Source organism: Azospirillum mesophilum (assembly GCF_053470405.2).
On record NZ_JBPXMQ020000024.1, the window covers coordinates 59,973 to 83,464 of the forward strand.

Below are 23,492 nucleotides of genomic sequence, written 5' to 3' on the forward strand. Positions count from 1 at the left end.
CGCATGGCTCAGGTCACTACGGTTGAACTTCAACAGCTTCTCAACAAAGTTGGTGGGATGCTGACCACCGACGGCGTTGCGGGGCCGGCGACGCGGCAGGCCATTTCGGACGCCCGCGCCATGGCCGGGCTGCCGGCCGGGACCGAGGCCGACGACGCGCTGGTCGCCTGGTTGCAGCAGCAGCCGGACCCGTCCCCCGTGGTGCCGACCGAAGGCGTGGTCTTCATCGCCTGCCAGGAGGTCAGCAGCCGGGCCTATTACGACAAATACTGCTCGGCCCCGACCTGGCCGGGCGGGAAGAGCGGCATCACCATCGGCATCGGCTACGACCTGCGCTTCCAGCCGGATTTCGAGACCTGCTGGGCGCCCATCCTTCCCGCCGATGTGGCGGGCGCCCTGCGCCCCTGGCTCGGCAAGCTGGGGACGGCCGACGGCGCCACGGCGCTGGCGAGCTTCAAGGTCCCGTTCTTCGACTCCTGGAAGGTCTTCACCGAGACGACGCTGCCCGCCGAGGTGAAGTCCACCGAAGGCGCCTATGGCGACCTGATGAAGCTGCCGCCACTGTGCCGCGCCGCGCTCGTCAGCCTGGTCTACAACCGCGGCCCCGCCCTGACCTCCGCCGACGGATCGCGCACGGAAATGGCGACGATCAAGGACCTGATCGACGCCAACAAGCTGGACCAAGTGCCGGCGCAGTTCATCTCGATGCAGCGCCTGTGGCCGAACGCCGCCGGCCTTCGCGACCGCCGCGCCGCGGAAGCGAATCTCTGGCAGAAGGGTCTCACGGAAGTCGCGGCTGTCGCGTAACGGCCTGTTCGGCCGGCATTCCGGGCGTGGGCCAACCAAGGAGCGGCCCACGCCCGCTTCAGTTCACCGGTTCCGATTCCCGGACATCGGTCGCTGCCTGCAAGCGTTCCGCGGGCAACAGGACGGTGGCGACCGTCCCCTCGCCGACGGCGCTCGCCAGGGACAAGCGGCCGCCGTGCAGGTCCACCAGCGACTTCACCAGAGGCAGCCCGAGCCCCGTGCCCTGGTAGCGGCGCGTGTGGGAGTTGTCCACCTGATGGAACGGCTCCAGCACGCGGTCGAGATCCGCCGCTGGAATGCCGATCCCGGTGTCGAACACCGTCAGGCGCAGGGCGCCGTGCTCGGTCAGCGCCGCCGACAGGGTGGTCCGCCCTCCGTTCGGCGTGAACTTCACGGCGTTGGACAGAAGGTTCAGCAGGATTTGGCGGAGCGCCCGCGCGTCGGCCCACAGAAGCGGCAGGTCCGGCGGTACGGTCATGGACAGCGCGATGCGCTTTTCAGCGGCCAGCGGCTCGATCTGGCGCAGGCATTCGCGCGCGATGTCGCGCAAGCACAACGCCTCCTCGTGCAGGGTGTATTTGCCGGACTCGATCTTCGTCGTGTCGAGAATGTCGTTGATCAGGCTCAGCAAATGCAGGCCGGATCGGCGAATGTCCTGCACATACTCCGACTGCTTGGCCGTCATCGGCCCGAACAGGCTGGTCAGCAGGGTTTCCGAAAAGCCGATGATGGCGTTCAGCGGCGTCCGCAGCTCGTGGCTCATGTTGGCCAGGAACTGGGTCTTGGCCTGGTTCGCCTCGTCGGACGCCTGCTTGGCCGCGATCAGTTCGGCCTCCACGCGGTGGCGGGCGGCGATGTCCTCGATCAGGCGCGACTGGCTGGCCCGCAGCGCCCGTTCGCTGGCCTGAAGTTCGGCCAGCATGCCCTCCCTCCGGCCGATCTCGCGCAGAAGCAGCGCGATCAGCATGGCGAGCATCCCGTTGCCGCCGATGAAGAGCAGGGCGTCGTTCAGCACCTTCACCCACCAGGTCGCCAGCGCCGTGTCGCGCCCCACGGACACGGCGACGACGATGGGCAGGTCGGCGGAGCGCCGGTAGCTCAGAAGGCGGTCTCGGCCCCCGTCGGGGGCGCGCTGCTCTTCCGTTCCCGCCGGTGTCGCCTTGAGAAAGGTCGTGAAGAGGGGGCTGTCCAGCGCCGATCGGCCGATATGGGTATCGTGGTCCGGGTGGCGCGCCAGGACCAGCCCATCGGCGTGGAACAGCGTCACGTCGGCGTCCGGCCCGAGGTTGAGCGATGCGTAGAATCGGCGGAAGGCCTCCGGCTCCACCACCGCGACCACCGCCCCGGCAAAGCGGCCGTCCGGTGTTTCCAGCCGGCGGCTGACGCTGATGAACCATGTGCCGGAAGTGCGGCCGCGCACGGGTTGGCCGATGAAGATGCCCTCCTGGCGGCGGTCGCGCTGCGCGACGAAGTAGTCGCGGTCGGACAAGTCAAGGTGGGCCGGCTGCGGCGCTTCCGAATCGTGGACGAGCTGGCCGTCGGCGGCGACGAACAGGATGGCACGGATCAGCGGTGACTGGGCGACCTGACGGCGCAACAGGGCGTGGATGTCCGGCTGGCCCCGTTCGAAGGCGTCCGGCCGGACGGACAGAACCTCGGCCACTCCGGCCAGGAGCTTGTCAACGCCGGCGACATTGTCGGTCGCGTGGCGCTCCAGCATATGGGCGAAGCCCTCGGTGCGGTCCTGCGCCGCCTGGAGCGCTTCCCCGTGTTCGCGCACGAGATCATACCCGATCATGGCGTTGAAGCCGAAGATCAGGAGAACACCGAACGCGACCATGGCGCGCTTCAGACGCGATCTCACGCCACCATCCCGAACACTATCCCTGGGGCGTGTGATCGTAGCGCGCGGCCAACTCTGCGGAAAGTCTTTCCGCAGGATTTTCTAAATTAGCGAGAATGCGTCCTACAGCCGAACCGCGGAGGTCGAGTAGCGGGTCGCCGTGCTGTCGTCCATGGACTTGAGCACGACCGACGCGCCGAACGCGATCGCCACGGCGGCGGCGAAGCCGAGCAGCATGGCCTTCATGGGAAGCAACCCTCCGGACGTTTTGGCGCAAATGCGCCTTTTCCCTGGACCATAAGGCGGCTCAGGCCCGGCTTCAAGCCGTCCGTTACGGTGTCGTCACGGCTTTCAGATAGGCGACCAGATCGGCGCGGTCGGTGGCGCTGGGGATGGTCTGCAGGGGCATCTTGCTGCCTGGGGTCATCACCTCCGGCCCCACCTCGAACAGGCGGGCGACCGTGGTCTCGTCCCAGACGATTTTGCTGCCCTTCAGTGCGGGGGAGTAGCGATAGCCCTCCACGGTGCCGGCCGGGCGGCCGAACAGGTTCCAAAGGGTCGGACCGGCGCGGTTGCCGCCGTCCGGCGTCAGCGTGTGGCACATCGCGCAGGCGTGGAACAGGGCCTTCCCATGTTCCGGGTCAGGATCGGAACCGGCCTGAACCTGAGCCGGGGACGCCACCAGAAGCAGCGCGAATCCGGCCGCAAGGCGCGCCGTCCCGGTCATTGCGGATCGTCCTCGTCGGGGTCGATGACGGCCAGGGAGATCACCGCCGTGTTGATCAGCACCTTCCCGGCGTTCTCGAAGTTCACCGTGACGCGGTCGCCGATGGCCGACTGCACCTGACCCAAGCCCCAGTCCGGCTGGCCCGGATGGCGCACCCAGGCGCCGGGAATCAGCGAGTCATCCATGGCGTTCCCCTTTCTCTCGCCGTTCTTCGCCCCGAGATGTTACAAACGGGGCCTGCCGACGGCGATTCTACAGAATGCCGGGCGCCCGGCGGAAGTTCCCCCGATCGTCATCCCCCGGGGCCGCCGTTCGAGACGGTTCCCATTGCCTGGAGATCACCCCGTGCCGCTGGACATCCGCGTCATCGAGCTTCTCGCCTCCCGCATCTGCCACGACCTCGTCAGCCCGGTGGGGGCGATCCGCAACGGGCTGGAACTGATCGAAGAGATGGAGGACGAACCGGCCGGCGGCTTCATGGGGGAGGCGGTCAAGCTGATCGAGCATTCCTCGGGCCAGGCCGACCGGCGGCTGCGCGTGTTCCGCCTCGCCTACGGGCTGGCCGGGCGGGAGCAGAAGGGCTTCGGCGACACCCGCGCCGCCGCGCAGGGGCTGCTGGAGGGCGGGCGGACCAAGCTTGACTGGCCGGTGGGCGTGCCCAACGACCAGCTCGCCTTCAAGCGTGGGGCGGCGAAGGTGCTGCTGAACGTCATCATCCTGGCCGACGAGGCGCTGACCCACGGGGGCACCATCACCGTGGCCGCCGACGGCGACGAGCAATCCGGGCGCTTCACCATCACCGCGGCCGGCCGCCCAGGCGCGCTGAAGGAGGAAGTCGCGGTGGCGCTGGCCGGCACCGCCAAGGCGGACGACCTGACGCCGCGTGCAATCCACGCCTACATGACCGGCCGCTTCGCCGAGGATGACGGCTATCGCGTTGCGGCCATCCCGTCCGGGCCGGAGATGCTGGTCTTCACCGTCGAGTGGTGAACGACGTCAGATCTGTTTGAAAAGGCGCACCTCGGCGACCAGCTGCTCCACTCCGGTGGTGGTCTGGTGCGCGGTGGTGCGCAGCTCGACCGCGACACCCTGGCGGGCCGCCGCCGCCAGCGCCTCGTTCAGCGCGGCCACAGCCTCGCGCACGCCCCTCGCCAACTCTTCGTCCGTCATGCCCTCTCCGGCCATTTTTGCCCTCGTCCGAACCCGCGTCGCTGTGACTATGGAAACGGCACGCGGATTCCGCAATCGGACCCCTGGGTGGTATCGAAAGAGGTAAGGTTCTCTTAATCAGTGTTTGACACGCTCCCCGCGTACCTGGAATGGCCCGTACCGGCGGCATTGTGCAAGCCGCTCGCCCGGACGGCCGGCCGGAAACGGACCATAATAGAGGGCTTGGGGATCGCGACATGGATGATCTGCTCTCCGAATTCCTGACGGAAACCAACGAAAACCTGTCGGTCCTCGACGTCGAGCTTGTCCGACTGGAGCAGAATCCCAACAACCCGGAACTGCTCTCCAACATTTTCCGACTCGTCCACACCATCAAGGGCACCTGCGGCTTCCTCGGCCTGCCGCGCCTGGAAAAGGTGGCGCACGCGTCGGAAAACGTGCTGGGCAAGTTCCGCGACGGCGAGCTGACCATCACGCCGGAAGCGGTGTCGCTGATCCTCCAGGCGCTGGACACCATCAAGAGCCTGCTCGCCGTGCTGGAGGCCACCGAGGCCGAACCGCCGGGCGACGACCTGCCGCTGATCGAGCGCCTGAACCTGTGCGCCGAGGGCAAGCTGGGCGGTGCGGCCGCCGCGCCGAAGGCCGCTCCGCCGCCTCCGCCCCCGCCGCCCGTCCCGGCTGCCGAGGAGGTTGCCGCAGCACCCGCGTCGTCCGGAAACGTCACGCTCGACGAGCTTGAGGCGCTCTGGAACGCCACCCCCGGCCCGACCAGCACCGCGCTCGCCCCCGTGGCGCCGGAGCCGGCGGAGGAGCCCGCCCCGTCGCAAGAGTTGGTCGTTCCGGAGGCCGAACCCGCCCCGGCCGCCAGCAAGGTCCCGGCCCCGGTCGCCGCCGATAGCGGTGGTGCCGCCGGCGGTGGCGGCGAGGCTGCCACCAAGGAATCGGCGGTCGCCGCGCAGACCATCCGCGTCAACGTGGACCTGCTCGAAAACCTGATGACCATGGTGTCGGAGCTGGTGCTGACCCGCAACCAGCTGCTCCAGATCCTGCGGTCGCAGAAGGAAAGCGAGTTCGCCGCCCCGCTGCAGCGCCTGAACCACGTCACGTCGGAGCTGCAGGAAGGCGTCATGAAGACGCGCATGCAGCCCATCGGCAACGCTTGGGCCAAGCTGCCGCGTCTGGTGCGCGATCTGGCGCACGAACTGGCCAAGAAGATCGACCTCCAGATGCTCGGCGCCGACACTGAGCTTGACCGTCAGGTGCTGGAGCTGATCAAGGATCCGCTGACGCACATGGTGCGCAATTCGGCGGACCACGGGCTGGAGACCCCGGCGGAGCGCCTGCGCTCCGGCAAGTCGGAAACCGGCCGGATCACGCTGAACGCCTATCACGAAGGCGGTCACATCATCATCGAGATCCAGGACGACGGCAAAGGCCTCGCGATCGACAAGATCAAGCAGAAGGCCATCCAGAACGGTCTGGCGTCCGAGGGTGAGCTGGCGACCATGTCGGACCAGCAGATCATCCAGTTCATCATGAAGCCGGGCTTCTCGACCGCGGCGAAGGTCACCAACGTGTCGGGCCGCGGCGTCGGCATGGACGTGGTGAAGACCAACATCGAGAAGATCGGCGGCACGATCGAGATCAAGTCCCAGCAGGGCAAGGGCTCGACTTTCGTCATCAAGATCCCGCTGACGCTGGCCATCGTCTCCGCCCTGATCGTGGAATGCGCGGGCGAGCGCTTCGCCATCCCGCAGATCAGCGTCGTCGAGCTGGTGCGCGCCGCCGCCGACAGCGAGCACACCATCGAACGGCTGAAGGGCACCCCGGTGCTCCGGCTGCGCAACCGCCTGCTGCCGCTCGTCTCCCTGCAGGAGCTGCTGCGGCTCGACGACCAGGAAGGGGCGGCGGAGAAGAAGGACGACGAGACTTTCATCGTCGTCACCCAGGTCGGCACCTACACCTTCGGCATCATGGTCGACCGCGTGTTCGACACCGAGGAAATCGTGGTGAAGCCGGTGGCGCCGATCCTGCGCCACATCGAGATGTTCTCGGGCAACACCATCCTCGGCGACGGCTCGGTCATCATGATCCTCGATCCGAACGGCATCGCGTCGGCCACCGGCGAGATGACCATGGGCGAGAATGTCAGCAAGGAGACCACCTCCGTCCAGGCCACGCGCCAGGAGGACAAGATGGCGCTGCTGCTGTTCCGCGCCGGCGAGGGCGCGCCCAAGGCGGTGCCGCTGTCGCTGGTCGCCCGCCTGGAGGACGTGGACCTCGCGTCCGTCGAATCGTCGAACGGCATGCCTGTGGTCCAGTACCGCGGCAAGCTGATGCCGCTGGTTCCGATCGACCCGGGCTTCATGATGCAGGGCGAGGGGCGCCAGCCGGTGCTGGTCTTCGCCGACGGCGACCGGTCCATGGGCCTGATTGTGGACGAGATCGTGGACATCGTGGAGGAACGGCTCCAGGTGCAGCTCACCGCCGACCGTCCGGGCCTGATGGGCTCCGCGATCATCGCCGGCAAGGCGACCGACGTCATCGACGCCGGCTTCTTCCTGACGCAGGCCTACAAGGACTGGTTCGGCTCGTCCTCGACCGAAGCCTACGAGGAGGAGAAGGCGCTCCAGCGCGTGCTGCTGGTGGACGACAGCCCCTTCTTCCGCAACCTGCTGACCCCGCTGCTGTCGGTCGCCGGCTACGACGTGACCGCGGTGGAGAACGCCAACGAGGCGCTGGCGCTCTGCGAAGCGGGCGAGGACTTCGACGTCATCGTCTCCGACATCGAGATGCCGGGCATGAGCGGCTTCGACTTCGCCGAAGCGGTGCGCCAGGGTGGCCGCTGGGCCGAAATACCGATGGTTGCGCTGTCCAGCCACGCCAGCCCGCGCGACCTCGACCGCGGCCGGCAGGCCGGCTTCACCGACTATGTCGCCAAGTTCGACCGTGACGCGCTGCTGTACGCGCTGCAGCAGACGCTGTCCGAGCAGAAAGGTGCCGCATGAGCAACGCCAAGCTGCCCACCACCACCAAGAAGGCCAAGGGCGACGAGATCGTCTCCGGCGGCAGCCAGGACTATGTGACCATGACCATTGCCGACCAGTTGTTCGGCATTCCGGTCTTGCAGGTCCAGGACGTGCTGGGGCATCAGCGGATCACGCGCATCCCGCTCGCCCCGCCGGAGGTCGCCGGCTCGCTGAACCTGCGCGGCCGCATCGTCACCGCCATCGACGTGCGCCTGCGGCTCGGCCTGTCGTCGCGGCCGAAGGACAAGCCGGGCATGTCCATCGTGGTGGACCTGCGCGGCGAGCTGTACAGCCTGATGGTGGACTCGGTGGGCGAGGTGCTGAGCCTCTCCAACGACGACTTCGAGCGCAACCCGGCCACCCTGGACCCGCGCTGGCGCGAGGTGTCCACGGGCATCTACCGCCTGAACGGGCAGTTGATGGTGGTGCTCGACGTGCCGCGTCTGCTGAACTTCACCAACATGGAAGCGGCCTGAGGCTAACCTCTCCGGTCGGCATGAAAAGCGAAGCCTGAGGCCCGTGTTACGATGAAATCCTGCCTTGTGGTCGATGACAGCCGCGTGGTCCGCAAGGTCGCGCGGAAGATCCTGGAGGAGCTGAACTTCGCCTGCACCGAGGCGGAGGACGGCAAGCAGGCCATGGAGGCCTGCGCGGATCAAATGCCCGACGCGATCCTGCTGGACTGGAACATGCCGGTCATGACCGGGATCGAGTTCCTGCGCCGGCTGCGCAAGATGAGCGGCGGGGATTTCCCCAAGGTCGTTTTCTGCACGACGGAAAACGACCTTGCCCACATCCAGGAAGCGCTGTCCGCAGGGGCGAACGAGTACATCATGAAGCCCTTCGACAGCGACATCATCCAGACCAAGTTCCAGCAGGTCGGGCTGCTGTGATGCGCGGTTGTCGTTCCGCGCTCATGCATTCCGACCGTCGAAAGGCTTAGCGCCTCATGTCCGATCGCTTTGGCAGAAGCCCCATCGCCGCGCCGCCGCCGTCCGGCCCGGACCCCGTCCGGGTCATGGTGGTGGACGACTCCGCCGTCATCCGCGGCCTGCTGACCCGCGCCCTGGAAGGCGATGCGGACATCCGCGTCGTCGCGTCCGTGGGCGACGGCCAGATGGCCATCAACTCGCTCCAGCGCAACTCGATCGACGTGATCGTGCTGGACATCGAGATGCCGGTGATGGACGGGCTGACCGCCATCCCGAAGCTGCTGGCCGTGGCGCCGCAGGTGAAGATCATCATGGCCTCCACGCTGACGCTGCGCGGGGCCGACGTGTCCATGCGTTGCCTGTCGGCCGGTGCGGCCGACTACATCCCGAAGCCGACCTCCACCCGCGAACTGGGCGGGGCGGAGGACTTCAAGCGCGAGCTGGTGTCCAAGGTGAAGGCGCTGGGCGCGGCGGCCAGGCGCGCCGGGTCCCGCACCCGCGGCGAAATCCGCCCGCTGACCCCGCCGCCGGCCTCCTTCCTGAAGCGGGAAACGCCGCAGGTCACGCTGCGCCCGGCCGCAGCGCCGGCGGGCGGGATCCAGGCGAAGCCGGACATCATCGCCATCGGCAGCTCCACGGGCGGTCCGCAAGCTCTGTTCGAGGTGCTGGCGCACCTGAAGGGCAGCGTTACTCAGCCGATCCTGATCACCCAGCACATGCCGGCCACCTTCACCACCATCCTGGCGGAGCACATCACCCGCCAGTGCGGCCTGAACGCCCAGGAGGCGAAGGACGGCGAGCCCATCGTGAGCGGGCGCTGCTACATCGCCCCCGGCGACTTCCACATGCTGGTGGCGCAGCGCGGCGGGGCGAACGTGATCTCCCTGACCAAGGATCCGCCGGAGAATTTCTGCCGTCCCGCCGTGGACCCGATGATGCGCTCCATCATGCGCGCCTACGGCGGCCGCAAGGTGCTGGCCTGCATCCTGACGGGCATGGGGCAGGACGGGCTGAAGGGCTGCACCGATCTGGTCAACGCGGGCGGCACCCTGATCGCCCAGGATGAAGCGTCGAGCGTCGTCTGGGGCATGCCCGGCGCCGTGGCCCAGGCGGGCATCTGCTCGGCCGTGCTGCCGCTGAAGGAAATCGGCCCCTACATCCGCAAGTTCGCGACGAGGGCAGCATGAGGGTCGAAGATTTCGACATGTTCTCCACGCTGCTCAAGCAGCGTTCCGGCCTCGTACTGACCCGCGACAAGGCCTATCTGCTCGAATCCCGGCTGATGCCGGTCGCGCGGAAGTGGAACATGAAGGGGCTGGAGGAACTGGCCTCCACCGTGCGGACGCGCAAGGACGAAGCCCTGCTGCGCGACATCACGGAGGCCATGACCACCAACGAGTCCTCCTTCTTCCGCGACCAGAAGCCGTTCGACCAGTTCAAGCAGATTGTTCTGCCGAAACTGCTGACGGCGCGCGCCGCCAAGCGGTCGATCCGCATCTGGTCGGCCGCCTGCTCGTCCGGGCAGGAGGCTTACTCGCTCGCCATGCTGCTGAGCGAGGAATCGGCGAAGCTGGCCGGCTGGCGCATCGAGATCGTGGGCACCGACATTTCGGCGGAGATGGTGGAGCGCTCCAAGTCGGGCATCTACACCCAGTTCGAGGTGCAGCGCGGCCTGCCCATCCAGATGCTGGTGAAGCATTTCAAGCAGCAGGGCGACAAGTGGCAGATCAGCCAGCAGCTGCGGCAGATGGTCAGCTTCCGCGAATACAACCTGCTGAGCGACCTGTCCCCGCTGGGCCAGTTCGACGTGGTGTTCTGCCGCAACGTGCTGATCTATTTCGACCAGCCGACCAAGGCCAAGGTGCTTGAGGGCATCGCCCGCCAGATGCCGCAGGATGGCGTGCTCTATCTGGGCGGCGCCGAAACCGTGCTCGGCATCACCGAGCGCTTCAAGCCGGTGGAAGGCCAGCGGGGGCTCTACAGCCTGGGTGGTTTCTCCACGTCCGGGCTGAAAGCGGCGATCTGATACAGGTTCACTGAACCGTCAATGCAAAAAGGGCCGAGCTTCCGCTCGGCCCTTTTTTGTGATCGGCGTTTCAGCCCGCGGCTTGCGCTTGCTGGTGCGGAACGCGCGGGAGCGGGGCGGCGTCCTCGTGCGGGTCGCGCAGGACATAGCCGCGGCCCCACACCGTCTCGATGTAGTTGTCGCCCTGCGTGGCGGCGGCGAGCTTCTTGCGGAGCTTGCAGACGAAGACGTCGATGATCTTCAGTTCCGGCTCGTCCATGCCGCCGTAGAGATGGTTCAGGAACATCTCCTTGGTCAGGGTCGTGCCCTTGCGCAGGCTCAGCAGTTCCAGGATGCCGTATTCCTTGCCGGTCAGGTGCAGGGGCTGGTTGTCCACCTCCACCGTGCGGGTGTCCAGGTTCACGGTCAGGCGGCCGGTGCGGATGATGCTGTCCGAATGGCCCTTGGACCGGCGCACGATGGCCTGGATGCGGGCGATCAGCTCGCGCTTGTCGAAGGGCTTGGTCAGATAGTCGTCCGCGCCGAAGCCCAGGCCCTTGATCTTGTGGTCGAGTTCCGACAGGCCGGAGAGAATCAGAATCGGCGTGGTCACGCGCGCGGCGCGCAGGCGGCGCAGCACCTCGTACCCGTCGATGTCCGGCAGCATCAGATCGAGGATGATGATGTCGTAATCGTACAGCTTGCCGATTTCGAGCCCGTCCTCACCGAGGTCGGTAGAGTCGACGATATAGCCCTCCGACTGGAGCATCAGTTCGATGCTCTTCGCGATGGACGTATCGTCTTCAACCAGCAGAACCCTCATGGCGATATCCCGACGTTTGATGGCGCGTTTCTGGCAACCCGATAAGGCGTGGTAGGGTTATATGACCCTTAACAGATCGGTCTGTCTGTTTACAGAGGTTAACAGACGATTCAGCTTAACGCCAGAGGCATAGCGCTTCATTTAACGTTAATATTTCCGGACGATCATACGGGCGTGGTTAAGAGGCAACAGCCCTCGGCCAGCCGAATTCCCGTTCACGTCCGCGAAACAGCAAAGCCGTGCCCGCCGACGTCGCCCGCCTCCTTCACGAAATCGACGCCGTTCCCGGCTACAGCCGGTTCGGCCGCGTCACCGCCGTGCTCGGCCTGCTGGTCGAGGTCGGCGGGATCGAAAAGGAACTGTCCGTCGGCGGCCGATGCCTGGTCGAAACGCGCGACGGTCGGCAAGTACCTTGTGAGGTCGTCGGCTTTCGACAAGGGCGCGCATTGCTTATGCCGTTCGGATCGATCGACGGCGTCGGGCTGGGCTGCCGCGCGCTGGTGTCCGACGGGCAGCCGGCCGTCTATCCGTGCGAGGCCTGGCTCGGCCGTGTCATCAACGCGCTGGGCGAGCCCGTGGACGGCAAGGGGCCGCTGCCCAAGGGACCGCACGGCGTGCCCATCCGCAACAACCCGCCCTCCGCCCATTCCCGCGCCCGCGTGGGCGAAAAGCTGGACCTGGGCATCCGCGCCATCAACGCCTTTCTCACCTGCTGCCGCGGGCAGCGCATGGGCATCTTCGCGGGCTCCGGCGTCGGCAAGTCGTCGGTCATGTCGATGCTGGCGCGCTTCTCCGCCGCCGAGGTCGCGGTGATCGGCCTGATCGGGGAGCGTGGCCGCGAGCTTCAGGAATTCATCACCGAGGATCTGGGCGAGGAAGGCCTCGCGCGCAGCGTCGTCGTCTGCGCCACCTCCGACGAGGCGCCGCTGATGCGCCGTCAGGCCGCCTATATGACCCTGGCTGTGGCGGAAGCCTTCCGTGACGCGGGGTGCAACGTGCTGTGCATGATGGACAGCGTGACGCGCTTCGCCATGGCCCAGCGCGAGATCGGCCTGTCGGCGGGCGAGCCTCCCACGACCAAGGGCTATCCGCCGACCGTCTTCGCCGAACTGCCGCGCCTGCTGGAACGTGCCGGTCCCGGCGTCGCGGGTTCGGGGTCCATCACCGGCCTGTTCACCGTGCTGGTGGAAGGCGACGACCACAACGAGCCCATCGCCGACGCCGTGCGCGGCATCCTGGACGGCCACATCGTGCTGGAACGCCAGATCGGCGAGCGCGGGCGCTATCCCGCCATCAACATCCTGCGCAGCGTGTCGCGAACCATGCCCGGCTGCAACACGCCCATGGAAAACGAGCTGGTGAACCACGCGCGCCGGCTGATGTCGTCCTACGACAACATGGCGGAGATGATCCGCCTGGGCGCCTACCGCAAAGGAACCGATCCGCAGGTGGACGAGGCCATCCATTACCAGCCGGCGCTTGAGGCCTTCCTCAAGCAAGGCAAGCGCGAGGCCACCGACCTCGCCGACAGCTACGCCCAACTGGCGGCCATCTTCGGCATCGACCAGTGGCCGCCGCAAGAGCAAGAATGAGCAGCCTCAAAACCATCATCCGCTTGCAGAAGTGGAAACTCGACGAGAAGCGCCGCGCCCTGGCCGAGCTTCAAAGTCTTGCCGACCGCCTGAAGGCCGAAATGGACCGCCTGAAGGAGGAAATCGCCGCGGAGCAGGAGGCGGCGCGCAGCAACCCCGAACAGTCCTACACCTTCAGCAACTACATCCGCGCGGCGATGGAACGCGGCAAACGCCTGACCCAGTCCATGGGGCAGGTGGAGGCGCAGATCATGGTGGCGACGGACGAGATGGCCGAAGCCTTCCAGGAACTGAAGCGCTACGAACTGGCCGAGGAAGAGCGCCTGAAGCGCGAGAAGGAAAAGCTGAAGCGCAAGGAAGCCAACATGCTGGACGAAACGGCGCTGGTCGGCTTCCGCCGCCGCCAGCAGGAGGAAAGCAGCGCCGAGCCGTAAAGCGTTTGCCCCTTCAAATCTTCCGCATCCGGTCAAACAGATGCGGGTTGTCCCAGGTCGGCTGGCGGTCTTCCACGACGATGCGGTGGGGCAGGGGCGTGGTCCGTTCCGCCGTCACCTCCGCCCAGCGCGGCACCAGCTCGTTGTTGAGGTCGTCCAGAACGGCGAGGGCCAGCACTTCCAGTCCTTCGGCGGCGAGGTCGGCGAGCGCCGGCAGATAGGCGCCGAACCCTCCGGGCTCCATCACCACGCGGTCGGGAACGTAGCGCACGGTCAGGCGTGTGCCGGGCGCGGGCTCGCCGGCCAGTTCCACGAGATAGTCGTGGCGGGCGTCGGGGCTGGGACGGGTGGTCAGCAACTCGCGGCGGTGCATGGGGACGTGCTCGTCAGGCGGTGTAGCGCTCAGGCGGTATAACTCTGGCTGCCGGCCCCGGCACGGGTCAGCTTGACCCAGCATTTGGCGCCGGATTGGAAGGACAGGCCGCCGACATAGCCCACCGCGCGGACGCTGTCGGCGAAAATCTGGATCAGGTCGAGCCGCAGTTCCGGCGCCAGCGGCGTGTGGCTGCGCAGGATCAGGTCGAACCGGTTCGGCTGCACCAGCCCGTCCAGCTGCATGGGGCCGAGGCGGCTCAGGTCGAGGTCGAGCAGGAAGCGGCTGCCCTTCCCGCCACGCTTGCCCTTTGCGCCGCCTTCCTCCTCATCGTCCTTGATCGGGTGGATGAAGAGCTGGATGGGGTTCGGCCCGTTGGCGTCCATCATCGGCAGGGTGTAGGGGCGCCAGTCGCCGGGCAGCGGCTCGGCCGCCTGCTGCTGCAGGGTCTTGAACTCCCGATCCAATTGCTGGAGAAGGTCGCCGCGCCCGGCTTTCTCAAGTGCGGCGGTGGCCTCCTCGCCCAGCCAGGCGCGGGCGTCGCCGCCCCGGATCGCCGACAGGAAGAAACTGAGCGCCGCGCCGAGCTTGCGGTTCGGCTGCGGCATGATGGTGGACAACACCGTCTGCGCCGCCGCCCGGTCCACGCCGGCCAGCGAGGTGAGGAGCTGCCGCATCGCCGGCCAGTCGCGCGGCGTCATCGGCCCCAGTTCGGGGGCGGGATGCGCGGCGGCCTTCATCGCCTCGGCCGGATCGGTCAGCGCGGCCGTGACAATGGCGCCCTGCGGCAGCTGCGCCTGGACGTTCAGCGCCAGCATGCCCTGCTTCGTCGCGAGGATCGGCTGCCCCTGCGGCGTCCGGCCGGCGACGGTGCCCCGCAAAACCGGCGCATCGGGAAGATCGGGACTCTCTGAGGCTGTCTGGTCCGGCGAGCGGTCGGTGTCCGGTGCGCTGGGCTTTGGCGCGGCCTTCGCGTCGTCACCGCCGGCCGGTGCCGGGTCGGGATTCTTTGGGGCCGGATTCCGGGGGCTTGGATTGTCCGGGACGGCCTTGTCCGGCTGGTTGGGCTCGGGCTGGTTCGGCGGCGGAGTGATCGTCAGGATCTTCAGCGCGACGGTGCCGCCCTGCGGCAGTTCCGGTTCGGGGGCGCTTGTCGGGGCCGGCATGGTGGCGGAAGTGGGGCTGGGCGGTGGGCCTTCGGCGCCGGGGTGCGCAGCGTCCCCGCCGAGTTGCACCGGCGTGTCGAGCATCGGCTTCCCGGCCGGCGGCGCCGTGCCGGCGGTTGGCGGAGCGGCCTGGGGTGGGGCGGCGGGAGTTGGACTTGCGGGCGAAGCGCCGGCTGGGATGGGCGTGGCCGGAGCGCTCGCCGGTGCATTTGCCGACGAGGGCGTCGGTACGGTGGCACCGGGCTCCGCTGCCAGAGAGGGAACCGGGGAGGGGGCTGTGGCCGCCGGCTGCGCCGTCTGGCCCGGTAGCGTCGGCGATGCGCCGGGCGGTGCCGGCGCCTTCGGGGCTGCGGCGATGACCAGGGCCGGAACGATGGTGCCGGGCAGCAGCAGCGGTATTGGCTGGGGCAACGGCTGGGCTGCCGGGGTAGCCGGGGCGGTGGTGGCCGTGAGCAGTGTCGGGTTCGGCAGGATGACCGCCGGGCCGGCACCCGCGCCGGCCCCCGCGCCTGCCTGGGCCGCCGTCGCGCCGCCCGCCTGGGCGGGAGTGGTTGTCACCCCTTGCAGCAGGAGCGTCACCTTGACGCCCTGGTCCTGCCCCTGTCCGGGCGTGATCTGGAGGGTGACCGGCTTGTCGGTGGGCAGCGGGGTCGGCGTTTGCAGCAGGATTTCGCCGGCCTGGGTGCGGATGCGGGTCAGCCCTTCCGGCGTCTCGCCGGCGACGGTCCCGGTCAGCAGCACCGCGCGGGCGAGATCCTGCAAACGCTCGGGCAGAGCCTGGACGGTGACGTCGGCCACCGCCACTACCACCGCCCCTGGGGCCGGCGTCGCGGCCGGCCCGGCGGCCGGGGCCGCGGGCGGACCGGAGACAGCGGGAGGGATGGCACCTCCCATCGGGCTTTACTGGCCGCTGAGCAGCCGCTGGGCGATGGCCTGCACGTCCCGCGCGGCGTCGCAGGCGGGCGAGCGGGTCAGCAGCGGCGACTGATTGCGGATCGCGTCGCGCACCTTCAGGTCGCGGCGGATGATGCCGGCCAGCGCGGGCTTGTAGCGCAGGAAGTTCTGGCAGGCCTTCAGGATGGTGCCGTAGGTGCGCTCCCCGTCCTTCACGCTCTGCGCCATGTTCACCACGACGCGCAGGTCGGCTGCCGGGTTGGTGGCGTGGGTCAGCTTGATGAAGGCGTAGGCGTCGGTCAGCGAGGTCGGCTCGTCCGTCGTCACCACCAGCGTCGTGCCGGCCGGGCCGGACAGGGTGCGCACCGTGCGGTCCACGCCGGCGCCCATGTCCATGATGACGCAGTCGTAGGTGCGCGCCAGTTCCAGCAGGTCGTTGCGCAGGCCGGACAGGCGCTGGCTCGGCAGCTGGGCCAGCGTGCCGGAACCGGAACGGCCGGCGATGATGTCGAAGCCGCCCTCCGGGAAGCGCTGGGCCGCGCGGCTCAGCGTCACGTCGCCGTTGATGACGGCGCCCAGGTCGTTCTTCGGCTGGAAACCCAGCTGGATGTCCACGTTGGCGAGGCCGAGATCGCCGTCGAACAGCAGCGAGTTCTTGCCCATCTTGGTCAGGGCGTGGGCGAGCGTGATCGAGAACCACGTCTTGCCGACGCCGCCCTTGCCGCTGGCCACGGCGATGACGTTGGCACCGCGCAGCGGGCGAACGTTCTTGAGGGCGGCCGGAAACACCGGATCGGTCATGGGAGGGTCCTCGACGACGAAGAGCGAACGGCTTTGGTCTTAGGGGAGACGGCAGGTTTGGCGGCGCCGCGCGGCGCCTTGTCTTCGGCAGGCATCATCAGGCGTGCGAAGGCCATCGGGTTCAGCGGCGTGAGCCCTTCGGCAACCTTGGAGGAAACGCTGGCGTTGCAGAAGGCCATGCGCGCGCGGTGGGCGGTGCCCAGAAGGCTGCCCAGGCGGCGCGCCATGTCCAGCCGGGTGATCAGCATCCGCCGCACCCCCATCGCCTTGAAGGATTGGGCGATGTCGGCGGCCTCCAGCGCGTCCATGCCGGCGGGCAGAACCAGGATCGGCTCCGCCACCCCGGCGGAGAGCAGCGCCTTCAGGTCGGCCATCTCTTCCGCGTCGTAGGGGTTGCGCCCGGCGGTGTCCACCAGCACGACGTCGGCGCCGCGGTTCACCTCGAAGGCGCCGGCCAGCGCGTCGGGGTCCTCCACCGTCGCCAGCTTGATCTTCATCAGGCGGGTGAAGGCGGCCAGCTGCTCCATGCCGCCCGCGCGCACCGTGTCGGTGGTGATCACGCCGACGGAGCGCTTCTTGAACACGGCCTGCGCCGCGAGCTTGGCGACGACCAGCGTCTTGCCGCTGCCCGGCGGGCCGACCAGCACCAGCGGCTTGTTGCCGGTGCGCTTGTCGTGCAGGGGGCTGAAGGTGAACAGGCTGTCGAGCGCCGCACCCAGCGCCAGCGTCGGGTCGTCGGTGTCCAGCCCCGCCGCCGCGTCGATCAGCTGTTCGGCCAGTGCGGCCGGGACGCCGTGGCGGTGCAGCACGTCGGCGACGACCTCGCCGACGTCGATTTCCGGTTCTTCTTCCTCTTCGACGGGGGCCGGAGCGCGGGAGGCCTGGGCGAGGCGCGCCTGCGCCATCAGCAGGTCGTCGTCCTCCACCGCCGCGGTCACGCGCACGCCGCCGCCTTCCTCCTCGCGCGTGGCGACGATGATCGCATCGTCGCCCAGCGCCTGGCGGACCATCCGCATGGCTTCGGACATGGACTTGGCATGGAAGGACTTCAGCCGCATAAGCGAGCCTCCAGCCAGTCAAGGTCGTGGATCATGGCCTCTGCCATCAGATCTGCCCCAGGGTCTTGATCTTCGCCTTGGGGTGGATCTCGTTCTGCGACATCACCACGGTCGCCGGCCGGAACCGCTCGACGATGGAGCGGACGAAGGGCCGGATCAGGGGGCTGGTCAACAGGACGGGGGTCTCGCCCATCATGGCGTGTCGCTCGAAGGTTTGGCGGACCGAAGTGATGAATTGCTGCAAGCGGCTTGGCGCCATCGTCAGTTGCCGGTCGTCGCCGTCGCCCACAAGCGATTCCGCGAAGGCCTGTTCCCATTCGGGCGACAGGGTGACGAGCGGGATGAATCCCATCTCGTTGATGTTCGCGTCGCAGATTTGCCGGGACAGGCGCGTGCGCACATGCTCGGTGATCTGCGTGATGCTGCGGGTTTGGCTTGCCGCCTCCGAAACGCCTTCCAAGATTGTTGCAAGATCGCGTACCGACACGCGTTCCGCAAGCAAGTTCTGCAATACACGCTGCAATCCACCCACGGTGATCTGCTGCGGCACCACATCGGCGATCAGCTTCTGGTGTTCCTTGTCCAGCTCGTCCAGAAGCTTTTGCGTTTCGGTGAAGGACAGCAGCTCCGGCATGTTGTCCTTGATGAGCTCGGTCAGGTGCGTGGTGATGACCGTGGAGGGATCCACGACCGTGTAGCCCTTGAACAGCGCCTCCTCGCGGTAGCCGGGCTCGATCCAGATGGCGGGCAGGCCGAAGGTCGGCTCCACCGTCTGTTCGCCGGGCAGGCTCATCGCCTCGCCGCGCGGGTCCATGACCAGCAGCATGTTGGGCCGGATGTCGCCGCGCCCCGCCTCGATCTCCTTGATGCGGATGATGTAGGCGTTGGGCGGAAGCTGCAGGTTGTCCTGGATGCGCACGGCCGGCATGACGAAGCCGACCTCGCCGGCGATCTGCCGGCGCAGGCCCTTGATCTGGTCGGTCAGGCGATGGCTGCCCGCCTGCGGCTGGTTGATGAGCGACAGCAGGCCGTAGCCCAACTCCAGCCGGATCAGGTCGATGGCCAGCGCCGTCGATATGGGCTCGTCGGCGACCGGGGCCGGGGCGCCGTCCGGTCCCAGGCCGGCGGCCTCCTGCGCCGCGGCCTCGGCCTCCTCCGCCTCCTTCTTCGCGCGGATCTTCGGCAGGTACCAGGCGGCCGCGCCGATCGCGCCGATCACCGGCATGAAGGGCAGCATCGGCATGCCCGGCATCAGGGCCAGGATGGTCATGGCGCCGGCCGACAGGCCCAGCGCGCTGACGTGGCCGGTCAGCTGCCCGACCACCGCCTTGTCGGTGGAGCCGCCCGTGCCCGCCTTGGACACGAGGAAACCGGCGGAGATGGAGATGACGAGCGCCGGGATCTGCGAGACGAGGCCGTCGCCGATGGTCAGCTTGGTGAAGGTGTCCAGCGCCTGGAGCACCGGCATGTCGTAGCGCAGGACCGCCAGCGCCACGCCGCCGATGATGTTGATGAACATGATCATCAGGCCGGCGACGGCGTCGCCCTTCACGAACTTCGACGCACCGTCCATGGAGCCGAAGAAGGCGCTTTCGTCCTCCAGTTCCTTGCGCTTGGCGCGGGCGGTGGTCTCGTCGATCATGCCGGCGGACAGGTCGGCGTCGATGGCCATCTGCTTGCCGGGCATGGCGTCCAGGGTGAAGCGCGCCGCCACTTCGGCGATGCGGCCCGAACCGGCAGTGATGACCTTGAAGTTCACGATCGTCAGGATCGCGTAGACGATCACGCCGATGATGAAGTCGCCGCCCATGACGAAGCCGGCGAACGCCTCGATGACGTGGCCGGCGGCGGTCGTGCCCTCGTGCCCGTGCGACAGGATCAGGCGCGTCGACGCCATGTTCAGCGACAGGCGCAGCAGCGTCGTGATCAGCAGGATCGTGGGATAGGCCGACAGGTCAAGCGGCTTCTCAATGAACAGCACGACCATCAGGATCAACACCGACACGGTGATGTTGACCCCGAGCATCATGTCGAGAAGCATCGGCGGCAGCGGCAGGATCAGGCCGACGACGATCAGCATGATGCCGGCCGCCATCGCCAGGTCGCCGCGCTTCAGCGACGCCTTGGCGACGGTCAGCATCTCCCCGAAGGCGGCCATGTTGGCGCCCCCGAGGCCGCCTCTGCCGCCTCCGCCCGGATCGGTGTGTTCCGTCAGCGCCATGCCGTCAGGTCCCCGTCTTCCTCCCGTTCAGCGGATCAGACCGCGGCCCGTTCCTCGGCACCCGGCGGCGGCACGGGCACGCCCTCCTCGCTGTACTGCTTCAGCTTGTTGCGCAGCGTGCGGATGGAGATGCCCAGGATGTTCGCCGCGTGAGTCCGGTTGCCCAGGCAGTGCGACAGCGTGCCGATGATCAGGTCGCGCTCCACCTCCGCCACGGTGCGGCCGACGAGGCCCTGCACGGCGGCCGGCTGGGTGGCCGCGCCGCCCGCCATACCGCCGCCCATGCTCGCCCCCTGGCCGGGGATGTGGCCCGGCGGCGGCGCGTAGGAGGTGGGCAGGCTGGGGTAGGCCGAGGCGGGGTTGCCGTAGCCGCGCGGGGCGGCCGGCACGGTGCCGCCCGGCCCCGCGAAGGGGTTGGCGACCGGCGAGTTCTGCGGGATCGACGCCTGGGCCGAGCCTTCCGGCGCCAGCGACTGGCTGGTCAGCAGGATGGCATCGGGACCGACCACCTCGCCGCGCGACAGCAGGACCGCGCGGTGCATGGTGTTTTCCAGCTCGCGCACGTTGCCGCGCCAGTGGTGGTTCCGCAGCATGACCAGCGCGTCGTCGGACAGGCGCTTGTCGCCCACGCCGTTGGCCTGCGCGTATTTCTTCAGGAAATGCTCGGCGATCAGCGGGATGTCCGCCGGCCGTTCGCGCAAGCTGGGGATGGCGACGCTGAAGACGTTCAGGCGGAAGTACAAGTCCTCGCGGAAGTTGCCGGAGCGGACCTCGTTCTCCAGGTTGCGGTTGGAGGTGGCGATCAGGCGCACGTTGACCTTCACCGGCTGGGACGAGCCGATGCGGTCGATCTCCTTCTCCTGGATGGCGCGCAGCAGCTTGGCCTGGAGGCGCGGGTGCATCTCCGACAGCTCGTCCAGCAGCAGCGTGCCGCCGTTGGCCTCCTCGAACCGGCCCAGCCGGCGGGCGACGGCGCCGGTGAAAGCGCCCTTCTCATGGCCGAACAGTTCGGATTCCAGCAGGTTTTCCGGGATGGCTGCGCAGTTCACCGCGACGAAGGGCGCGTCGGAGCGCCGGCTCTTGCGGTGGATGTAGCGGGCCATCAGCTCCTTGCCGGTGCCGCTCTCGCCCGTGATCATGACCGACGCGTCGCTGGGGGCCACCTGATCCGCCATGCGCAGGGTGGCGATCATCGCCGGGTCCTGGCAGACGATGGCGTGGCTTTCCTCCGCCACCGCTTCCAGCACTGCGGCGATCAACTCCGCGTCGGGGGGCAGGGGGATGTACTCCTTGGCGCCGGCGCGGATCGCCTTCACCGCCGCCGCTGCGTCGGTGCCGATGCCGCAGGCCACCACGGGGATGGTGATGCGTTCCGCCTTCAGGCTGTCGATGAAGGTGGCGATGTCGAGTTTGACGTCGATCATCACCAGATCGGCACCGGCGGCGGCGCGCAGGGCGTTCAGGGCCCCTTCGATGCTGTCGGTGTGGGATACCTTCGCCCCGCGCTGCATGGCGATCTTGCCGGCGGCGGTGATGTACCCTTCCAACGTTCCAACGATCATCAGACGCATCGTTTACGCTCCCCTCGGAGATCCCCGGTCGGAGTCCCGGTCGAAGTACTGAATCCGCTTTCCAGGCGGCAGGACGGCGTTCAGGAGCATCTCCAGACGCCGCGGATTTTCCTGACGCGCGATGGATACGGCGCCGATGGTGTAGAGAGTCTTGATAAGCGCATCTTCTTCGGCCGTCCGCTCCACCTTCGCGGCGAGCGGGGCGAGCACGACGTTGCCCAGAACGGCGCCGTAGAAGGTGGTCAGCAGGGCCAGAGCCATGGCCGGCCCGATGCTGGACGGGTCGTTCAGGCTGCCCAGCATCTGGACGAGGCCGACGAGCGTGCCGATCAGGCCCATGGCCGGCGCCACCTCCGACCCCCGGCGCAGCACGCCGGCGCTCTTGATCTGGGTGGCGCCGCTGGCCTCCACCTCGCCGGTCAGCATCCGCTCGATGTCGTCGGGCGGCAGCCCTTCGGCGACCAGCGTGATGGAGCGGTGCAGGAAGGACTCGGGGCGCAGCTCCGGCAGCACGTTGCGCAGCGTTTCCGGCGCGCGCCGCGCGGCCTCGGCCAGCAGCAGCACTTGGCGGCCCACGCCGCGCGGGTCGTTGGTGCGATGGATCAGCACCGACCCGGCGTCGCGCCACGCGATGGCGACGTCGCCCAGCGAGAAGGAGGCCGTGGTGACCGCCAGCGTGCCGCCCAGCACGATGATCAGCGACGGCGGGTCGATGAAGGAGCGGAAGCTGCCGCCGGACGCCATGGCGACGAAGATGACCCCCGCCGCCGCGGCCAGCCCGACCAGCGTCGCCACGTCCACCCCACCGCGCAGCCGCGCGCCGCGCCCCGGCGACACCGCGCTGGGGCCATTGCGCCCGCCCCGGCGGGGCGTGTCCGCTGTGTCTCGGGTGGCGCTCATCCGCGGTCCGACTTGATGATTTCGGTCATGGTCACGCCCAGCCGGTCTTCCACGACGACGACTTCGCCGCGGGCGACCAGACGGTTGTTCACGTAGATGTCGATGGCCTCGCCGACCTTTCGGTCCAGCTCCACCACGGCGCCGCGGCCCAGCTTCAGGAGCTGGCTCACCTGCATCGTGGACTTGCCGAGCACGGCCGAGATCTGGACGGGGATGTCGTAGACCGCCTCCAGATCCTTGGCCGGGCCGAGGCCCGTGTCGTAATCCGAAACGTCGCCCCGGCCGCCGTTGTCCAACTCGTCGAGGGAGAAGCTGTCCTTGGCCATCTAATCCAAATCTCCAAAATACCGGTGTTTGGCGTCGTCGGCGTCAGACCGGCGCCGGTGCTTCCAGCAGGTTCGCGATCCGCCGTTCGATCTCGGCCAGCAGGCGTGCGGTGTCGCGCTCCACGCCGCCCTCGGCCCATTCGATCCGGCAGCTTCCCGGGGCGAGCGCCGGGTCGCCCACGACCATCAGCGTGGCCCCGAACCCGCGCGACCCGATCACCTGATCCAGATGCTCGCGCACCAGATCAATCGTGTCGTCGGCGACGCGCACCACGAGCCGCGGTTCGTCGATCAGGTCGGTCAGGCAGGCGCGCACCATGCCTTCCACCTCCATCAAGCCGCCGCGCCGCGCCAGTTCCGGCATCAGCTTGCGGACGATGGCCAGCGCGATGTACGCCGGCTGGTCGGCGAGCATCGCGCCGGAGGACCGTTGTTCGTTGATCAGGTGCTGCACGCCGCCGCCGATGGCGTCCAGCGCGTTGGCGATGCGGGCCTGGACGGTCGCCTCGATCTCGACCCTGGCTTTCTCGTAGCCTTCCGTGCGGCCAGCGTTGCTGCCGTCCACGAAGCCCTTTCCGTAACCCGCCGACTTGCCGGCCGTCTCGCCCTCGGCATAGCCCTCGGCGCGGGCGGCGGCGATGTCGGCCTCGCCGAAGACGGGCGGCGGCGGGGGCGGGGGCTCCTCCGGCTCCTCGGGGACGGGTTCCGGTTCGGGGGGAGCCTCCAGATAGGCGTCCTCCTCGTCCACCTGATACTGGCGGGGCGGCGGCGCATCGACGTCGAAGGACTCGTCGAACAGGAACTTGCGGACGGAACTCAT

General features: G+C 68.1%; 24 protein-coding genes. 9 read left to right on the forward strand and 15 right to left on the reverse strand.

All coding sequences use genetic code 11. The annotated features are described in order from the left end of the window. Positions 1 to 3 precede the first annotated feature (3 nt). Complete coding sequence (locus ACSVC7_RS21490) at positions 4 to 807, forward strand: hypothetical protein (RefSeq protein WP_448206606.1); 804 nt, start codon at positions 4 to 6, stop codon at positions 805 to 807. A gap of 58 nt (positions 808 to 865) precedes the next feature. Here ACSVC7_RS21490 and ACSVC7_RS21495 read toward each other — a convergent pair whose 3' ends face one another. From ACSVC7_RS21495 to ACSVC7_RS21510, 4 genes are all read right to left on the reverse strand, one after another. After that, entirely contained in the window at positions 866 to 2,671 is a 1,806-nt protein-coding gene (locus ACSVC7_RS21495) for a sensor histidine kinase (RefSeq protein WP_448206605.1), read from the reverse strand. 102 nt (positions 2,672 to 2,773) lie between these two features. After that, the gene (locus ACSVC7_RS21500; protein ID WP_448206604.1) at positions 2,774 to 2,896 is read right to left on the reverse strand and encodes a hypothetical protein; all 123 of its coding nucleotides are present in this window, start codon (positions 2,894 to 2,896) and stop codon (positions 2,774 to 2,776) included. Positions 2,897 to 2,981: 85 nt separating this feature from the next. After that, positions 2,982 to 3,377: a c-type cytochrome gene (locus ACSVC7_RS21505; RefSeq protein ID WP_448206603.1), complete on the reverse strand. Its 396-nt coding sequence runs from the start codon at positions 3,375 to 3,377 to the stop codon at positions 2,982 to 2,984. Continuing rightward, positions 3,374 to 3,562: a DUF3553 domain-containing protein gene (locus ACSVC7_RS21510; protein WP_448206602.1), complete on the reverse strand. Its 189-nt coding sequence runs from the start codon at positions 3,560 to 3,562 to the stop codon at positions 3,374 to 3,376. The genes ACSVC7_RS21505 and ACSVC7_RS21510 overlap by 4 nt, the downstream gene beginning before the upstream one ends. A gap of 160 nt (positions 3,563 to 3,722) precedes the next feature. On the opposite strand from ACSVC7_RS21510, the gene ACSVC7_RS21515 reads away from it, so the two are divergent. Next, complete coding sequence (locus tag ACSVC7_RS21515) at positions 3,723 to 4,367, forward strand: histidine phosphotransferase family protein (protein ID WP_448206601.1); 645 nt, start codon at positions 3,723 to 3,725, stop codon at positions 4,365 to 4,367. Between the two features lie 6 nt (positions 4,368 to 4,373). Here ACSVC7_RS21515 and ACSVC7_RS21520 read toward each other — a convergent pair whose 3' ends face one another. Next, the gene (locus tag ACSVC7_RS21520) at positions 4,374 to 4,547 is read right to left on the reverse strand and encodes a hypothetical protein (RefSeq protein WP_448206600.1); all 174 of its coding nucleotides are present in this window, start codon (positions 4,545 to 4,547) and stop codon (positions 4,374 to 4,376) included. Between the two features lie 236 nt (positions 4,548 to 4,783). Between ACSVC7_RS21520 and ACSVC7_RS21525 the strand changes: the two genes are divergently transcribed. Genes ACSVC7_RS21525 through ACSVC7_RS21545 form a run of 5 tightly spaced genes read left to right on the forward strand, consistent with a single transcriptional unit; the run spans position 4,784 to position 10,534 of the window. Further along, positions 4,784 to 7,555: a hybrid sensor histidine kinase/response regulator gene (locus ACSVC7_RS21525; protein WP_448206599.1), complete on the forward strand. Its 2,772-nt coding sequence runs from the start codon at positions 4,784 to 4,786 to the stop codon at positions 7,553 to 7,555. After that, positions 7,552 to 8,052, forward strand: a complete 501-nt coding sequence (locus ACSVC7_RS21530; protein WP_448206598.1) for a chemotaxis protein CheW — start codon at positions 7,552 to 7,554, stop codon at positions 8,050 to 8,052. The genes ACSVC7_RS21525 and ACSVC7_RS21530 overlap by 4 nt, the downstream gene beginning before the upstream one ends. Before the next feature lie 51 nt (positions 8,053 to 8,103). Continuing rightward, entirely contained in the window at positions 8,104 to 8,469 is a 366-nt protein-coding gene (locus tag ACSVC7_RS21535; protein WP_448206597.1) for a response regulator, read from the forward strand. 56 nt (positions 8,470 to 8,525) lie between these two features. Continuing rightward, a complete protein-coding gene (locus ACSVC7_RS21540) occupies positions 8,526 to 9,695 on the forward strand; it encodes a protein-glutamate methylesterase/protein-glutamine glutaminase (protein ID WP_448206596.1) in 1,170 nt (389 codons plus the stop codon). Continuing rightward, entirely contained in the window at positions 9,692 to 10,534 is an 843-nt protein-coding gene (locus tag ACSVC7_RS21545) for a CheR family methyltransferase (RefSeq protein WP_448206595.1), read from the forward strand. Before ACSVC7_RS21540 ends, ACSVC7_RS21545 begins: the two co-directional genes overlap by 4 nt. A gap of 70 nt (positions 10,535 to 10,604) precedes the next feature. Here ACSVC7_RS21545 and ctrA read toward each other — a convergent pair whose 3' ends face one another. Further along, entirely contained in the window at positions 10,605 to 11,336 is a 732-nt protein-coding gene (ctrA, locus tag ACSVC7_RS21550; protein ID WP_448206594.1) for a response regulator transcription factor CtrA, read from the reverse strand. Between the two features lie 272 nt (positions 11,337 to 11,608). On the opposite strand from ctrA, the gene fliI reads away from it, so the two are divergent. Together fliI and ACSVC7_RS21560 are read left to right on the forward strand one after the other, a co-directional pair. Continuing rightward, positions 11,609 to 12,928 (forward strand): flagellar protein export ATPase FliI, encoded by a 1,320-nt coding sequence (gene fliI, locus ACSVC7_RS21555; protein ID WP_448206663.1) that lies wholly within the window; start codon positions 11,609 to 11,611, stop codon positions 12,926 to 12,928. Then, on the forward strand, positions 12,925 to 13,362 hold the full coding sequence (locus ACSVC7_RS21560; protein ID WP_448206593.1) for a flagellar FliJ family protein: 438 nt from the start codon (positions 12,925 to 12,927) through the stop codon (positions 13,360 to 13,362). Before fliI ends, ACSVC7_RS21560 begins: the two co-directional genes overlap by 4 nt. Positions 13,363 to 13,375: 13 nt before the next feature. On the opposite strand, the gene ACSVC7_RS21565 is transcribed toward ACSVC7_RS21560, so the two are convergent. From ACSVC7_RS21565 to ACSVC7_RS21605, 9 genes are all read right to left on the reverse strand, one after another. Beyond that, the gene (locus ACSVC7_RS21565) at positions 13,376 to 13,735 is read right to left on the reverse strand and encodes a hypothetical protein (RefSeq protein WP_448206592.1); all 360 of its coding nucleotides are present in this window, start codon (positions 13,733 to 13,735) and stop codon (positions 13,376 to 13,378) included. Positions 13,736 to 13,764: 29 nt separating this feature from the next. Beyond that, positions 13,765 to 15,699 (reverse strand): hypothetical protein, encoded by a 1,935-nt coding sequence (locus ACSVC7_RS21570; protein ID WP_448206591.1) that lies wholly within the window; start codon positions 15,697 to 15,699, stop codon positions 13,765 to 13,767. A gap of 102 nt (positions 15,700 to 15,801) precedes the next feature. Next, positions 15,802 to 16,596 (reverse strand): MinD/ParA family protein, encoded by a 795-nt coding sequence (locus ACSVC7_RS21575; protein WP_448206590.1) that lies wholly within the window; start codon positions 16,594 to 16,596, stop codon positions 15,802 to 15,804. Continuing rightward, a complete protein-coding gene (locus ACSVC7_RS21580; RefSeq protein WP_448206589.1) occupies positions 16,593 to 17,654 on the reverse strand; it encodes a flagellar biosynthesis protein FlhF in 1,062 nt (353 codons plus the stop codon). Before ACSVC7_RS21580 ends, ACSVC7_RS21575 begins: the two co-directional genes overlap by 4 nt. A 46-nt stretch (positions 17,655 to 17,700) precedes the next feature. Then, positions 17,701 to 19,875: a flagellar biosynthesis protein FlhA gene (gene flhA, locus ACSVC7_RS21585; RefSeq protein WP_448206588.1), complete on the reverse strand. Its 2,175-nt coding sequence runs from the start codon at positions 19,873 to 19,875 to the stop codon at positions 17,701 to 17,703. Between the two features lie 35 nt (positions 19,876 to 19,910). After that, the gene (locus ACSVC7_RS21590) at positions 19,911 to 21,446 is read right to left on the reverse strand and encodes a sigma-54-dependent transcriptional regulator (RefSeq protein WP_448206587.1); all 1,536 of its coding nucleotides are present in this window, start codon (positions 21,444 to 21,446) and stop codon (positions 19,911 to 19,913) included. A 3-nt stretch (positions 21,447 to 21,449) separates the two neighbouring features. Continuing rightward, entirely contained in the window at positions 21,450 to 22,346 is an 897-nt protein-coding gene (locus tag ACSVC7_RS21595) for a motility protein A (RefSeq protein ID WP_448206586.1), read from the reverse strand. After that, entirely contained in the window at positions 22,343 to 22,672 is a 330-nt protein-coding gene (fliN, locus tag ACSVC7_RS21600; protein ID WP_448206585.1) for a flagellar motor switch protein FliN, read from the reverse strand. Before fliN ends, ACSVC7_RS21595 begins: the two co-directional genes overlap by 4 nt. A gap of 43 nt (positions 22,673 to 22,715) precedes the next feature. Continuing rightward, positions 22,716 to 23,492, reverse strand: coding sequence for a FliH/SctL family protein (locus ACSVC7_RS21605; RefSeq protein WP_448206584.1), 777 nt, complete (start codon positions 23,490 to 23,492; stop codon positions 22,716 to 22,718).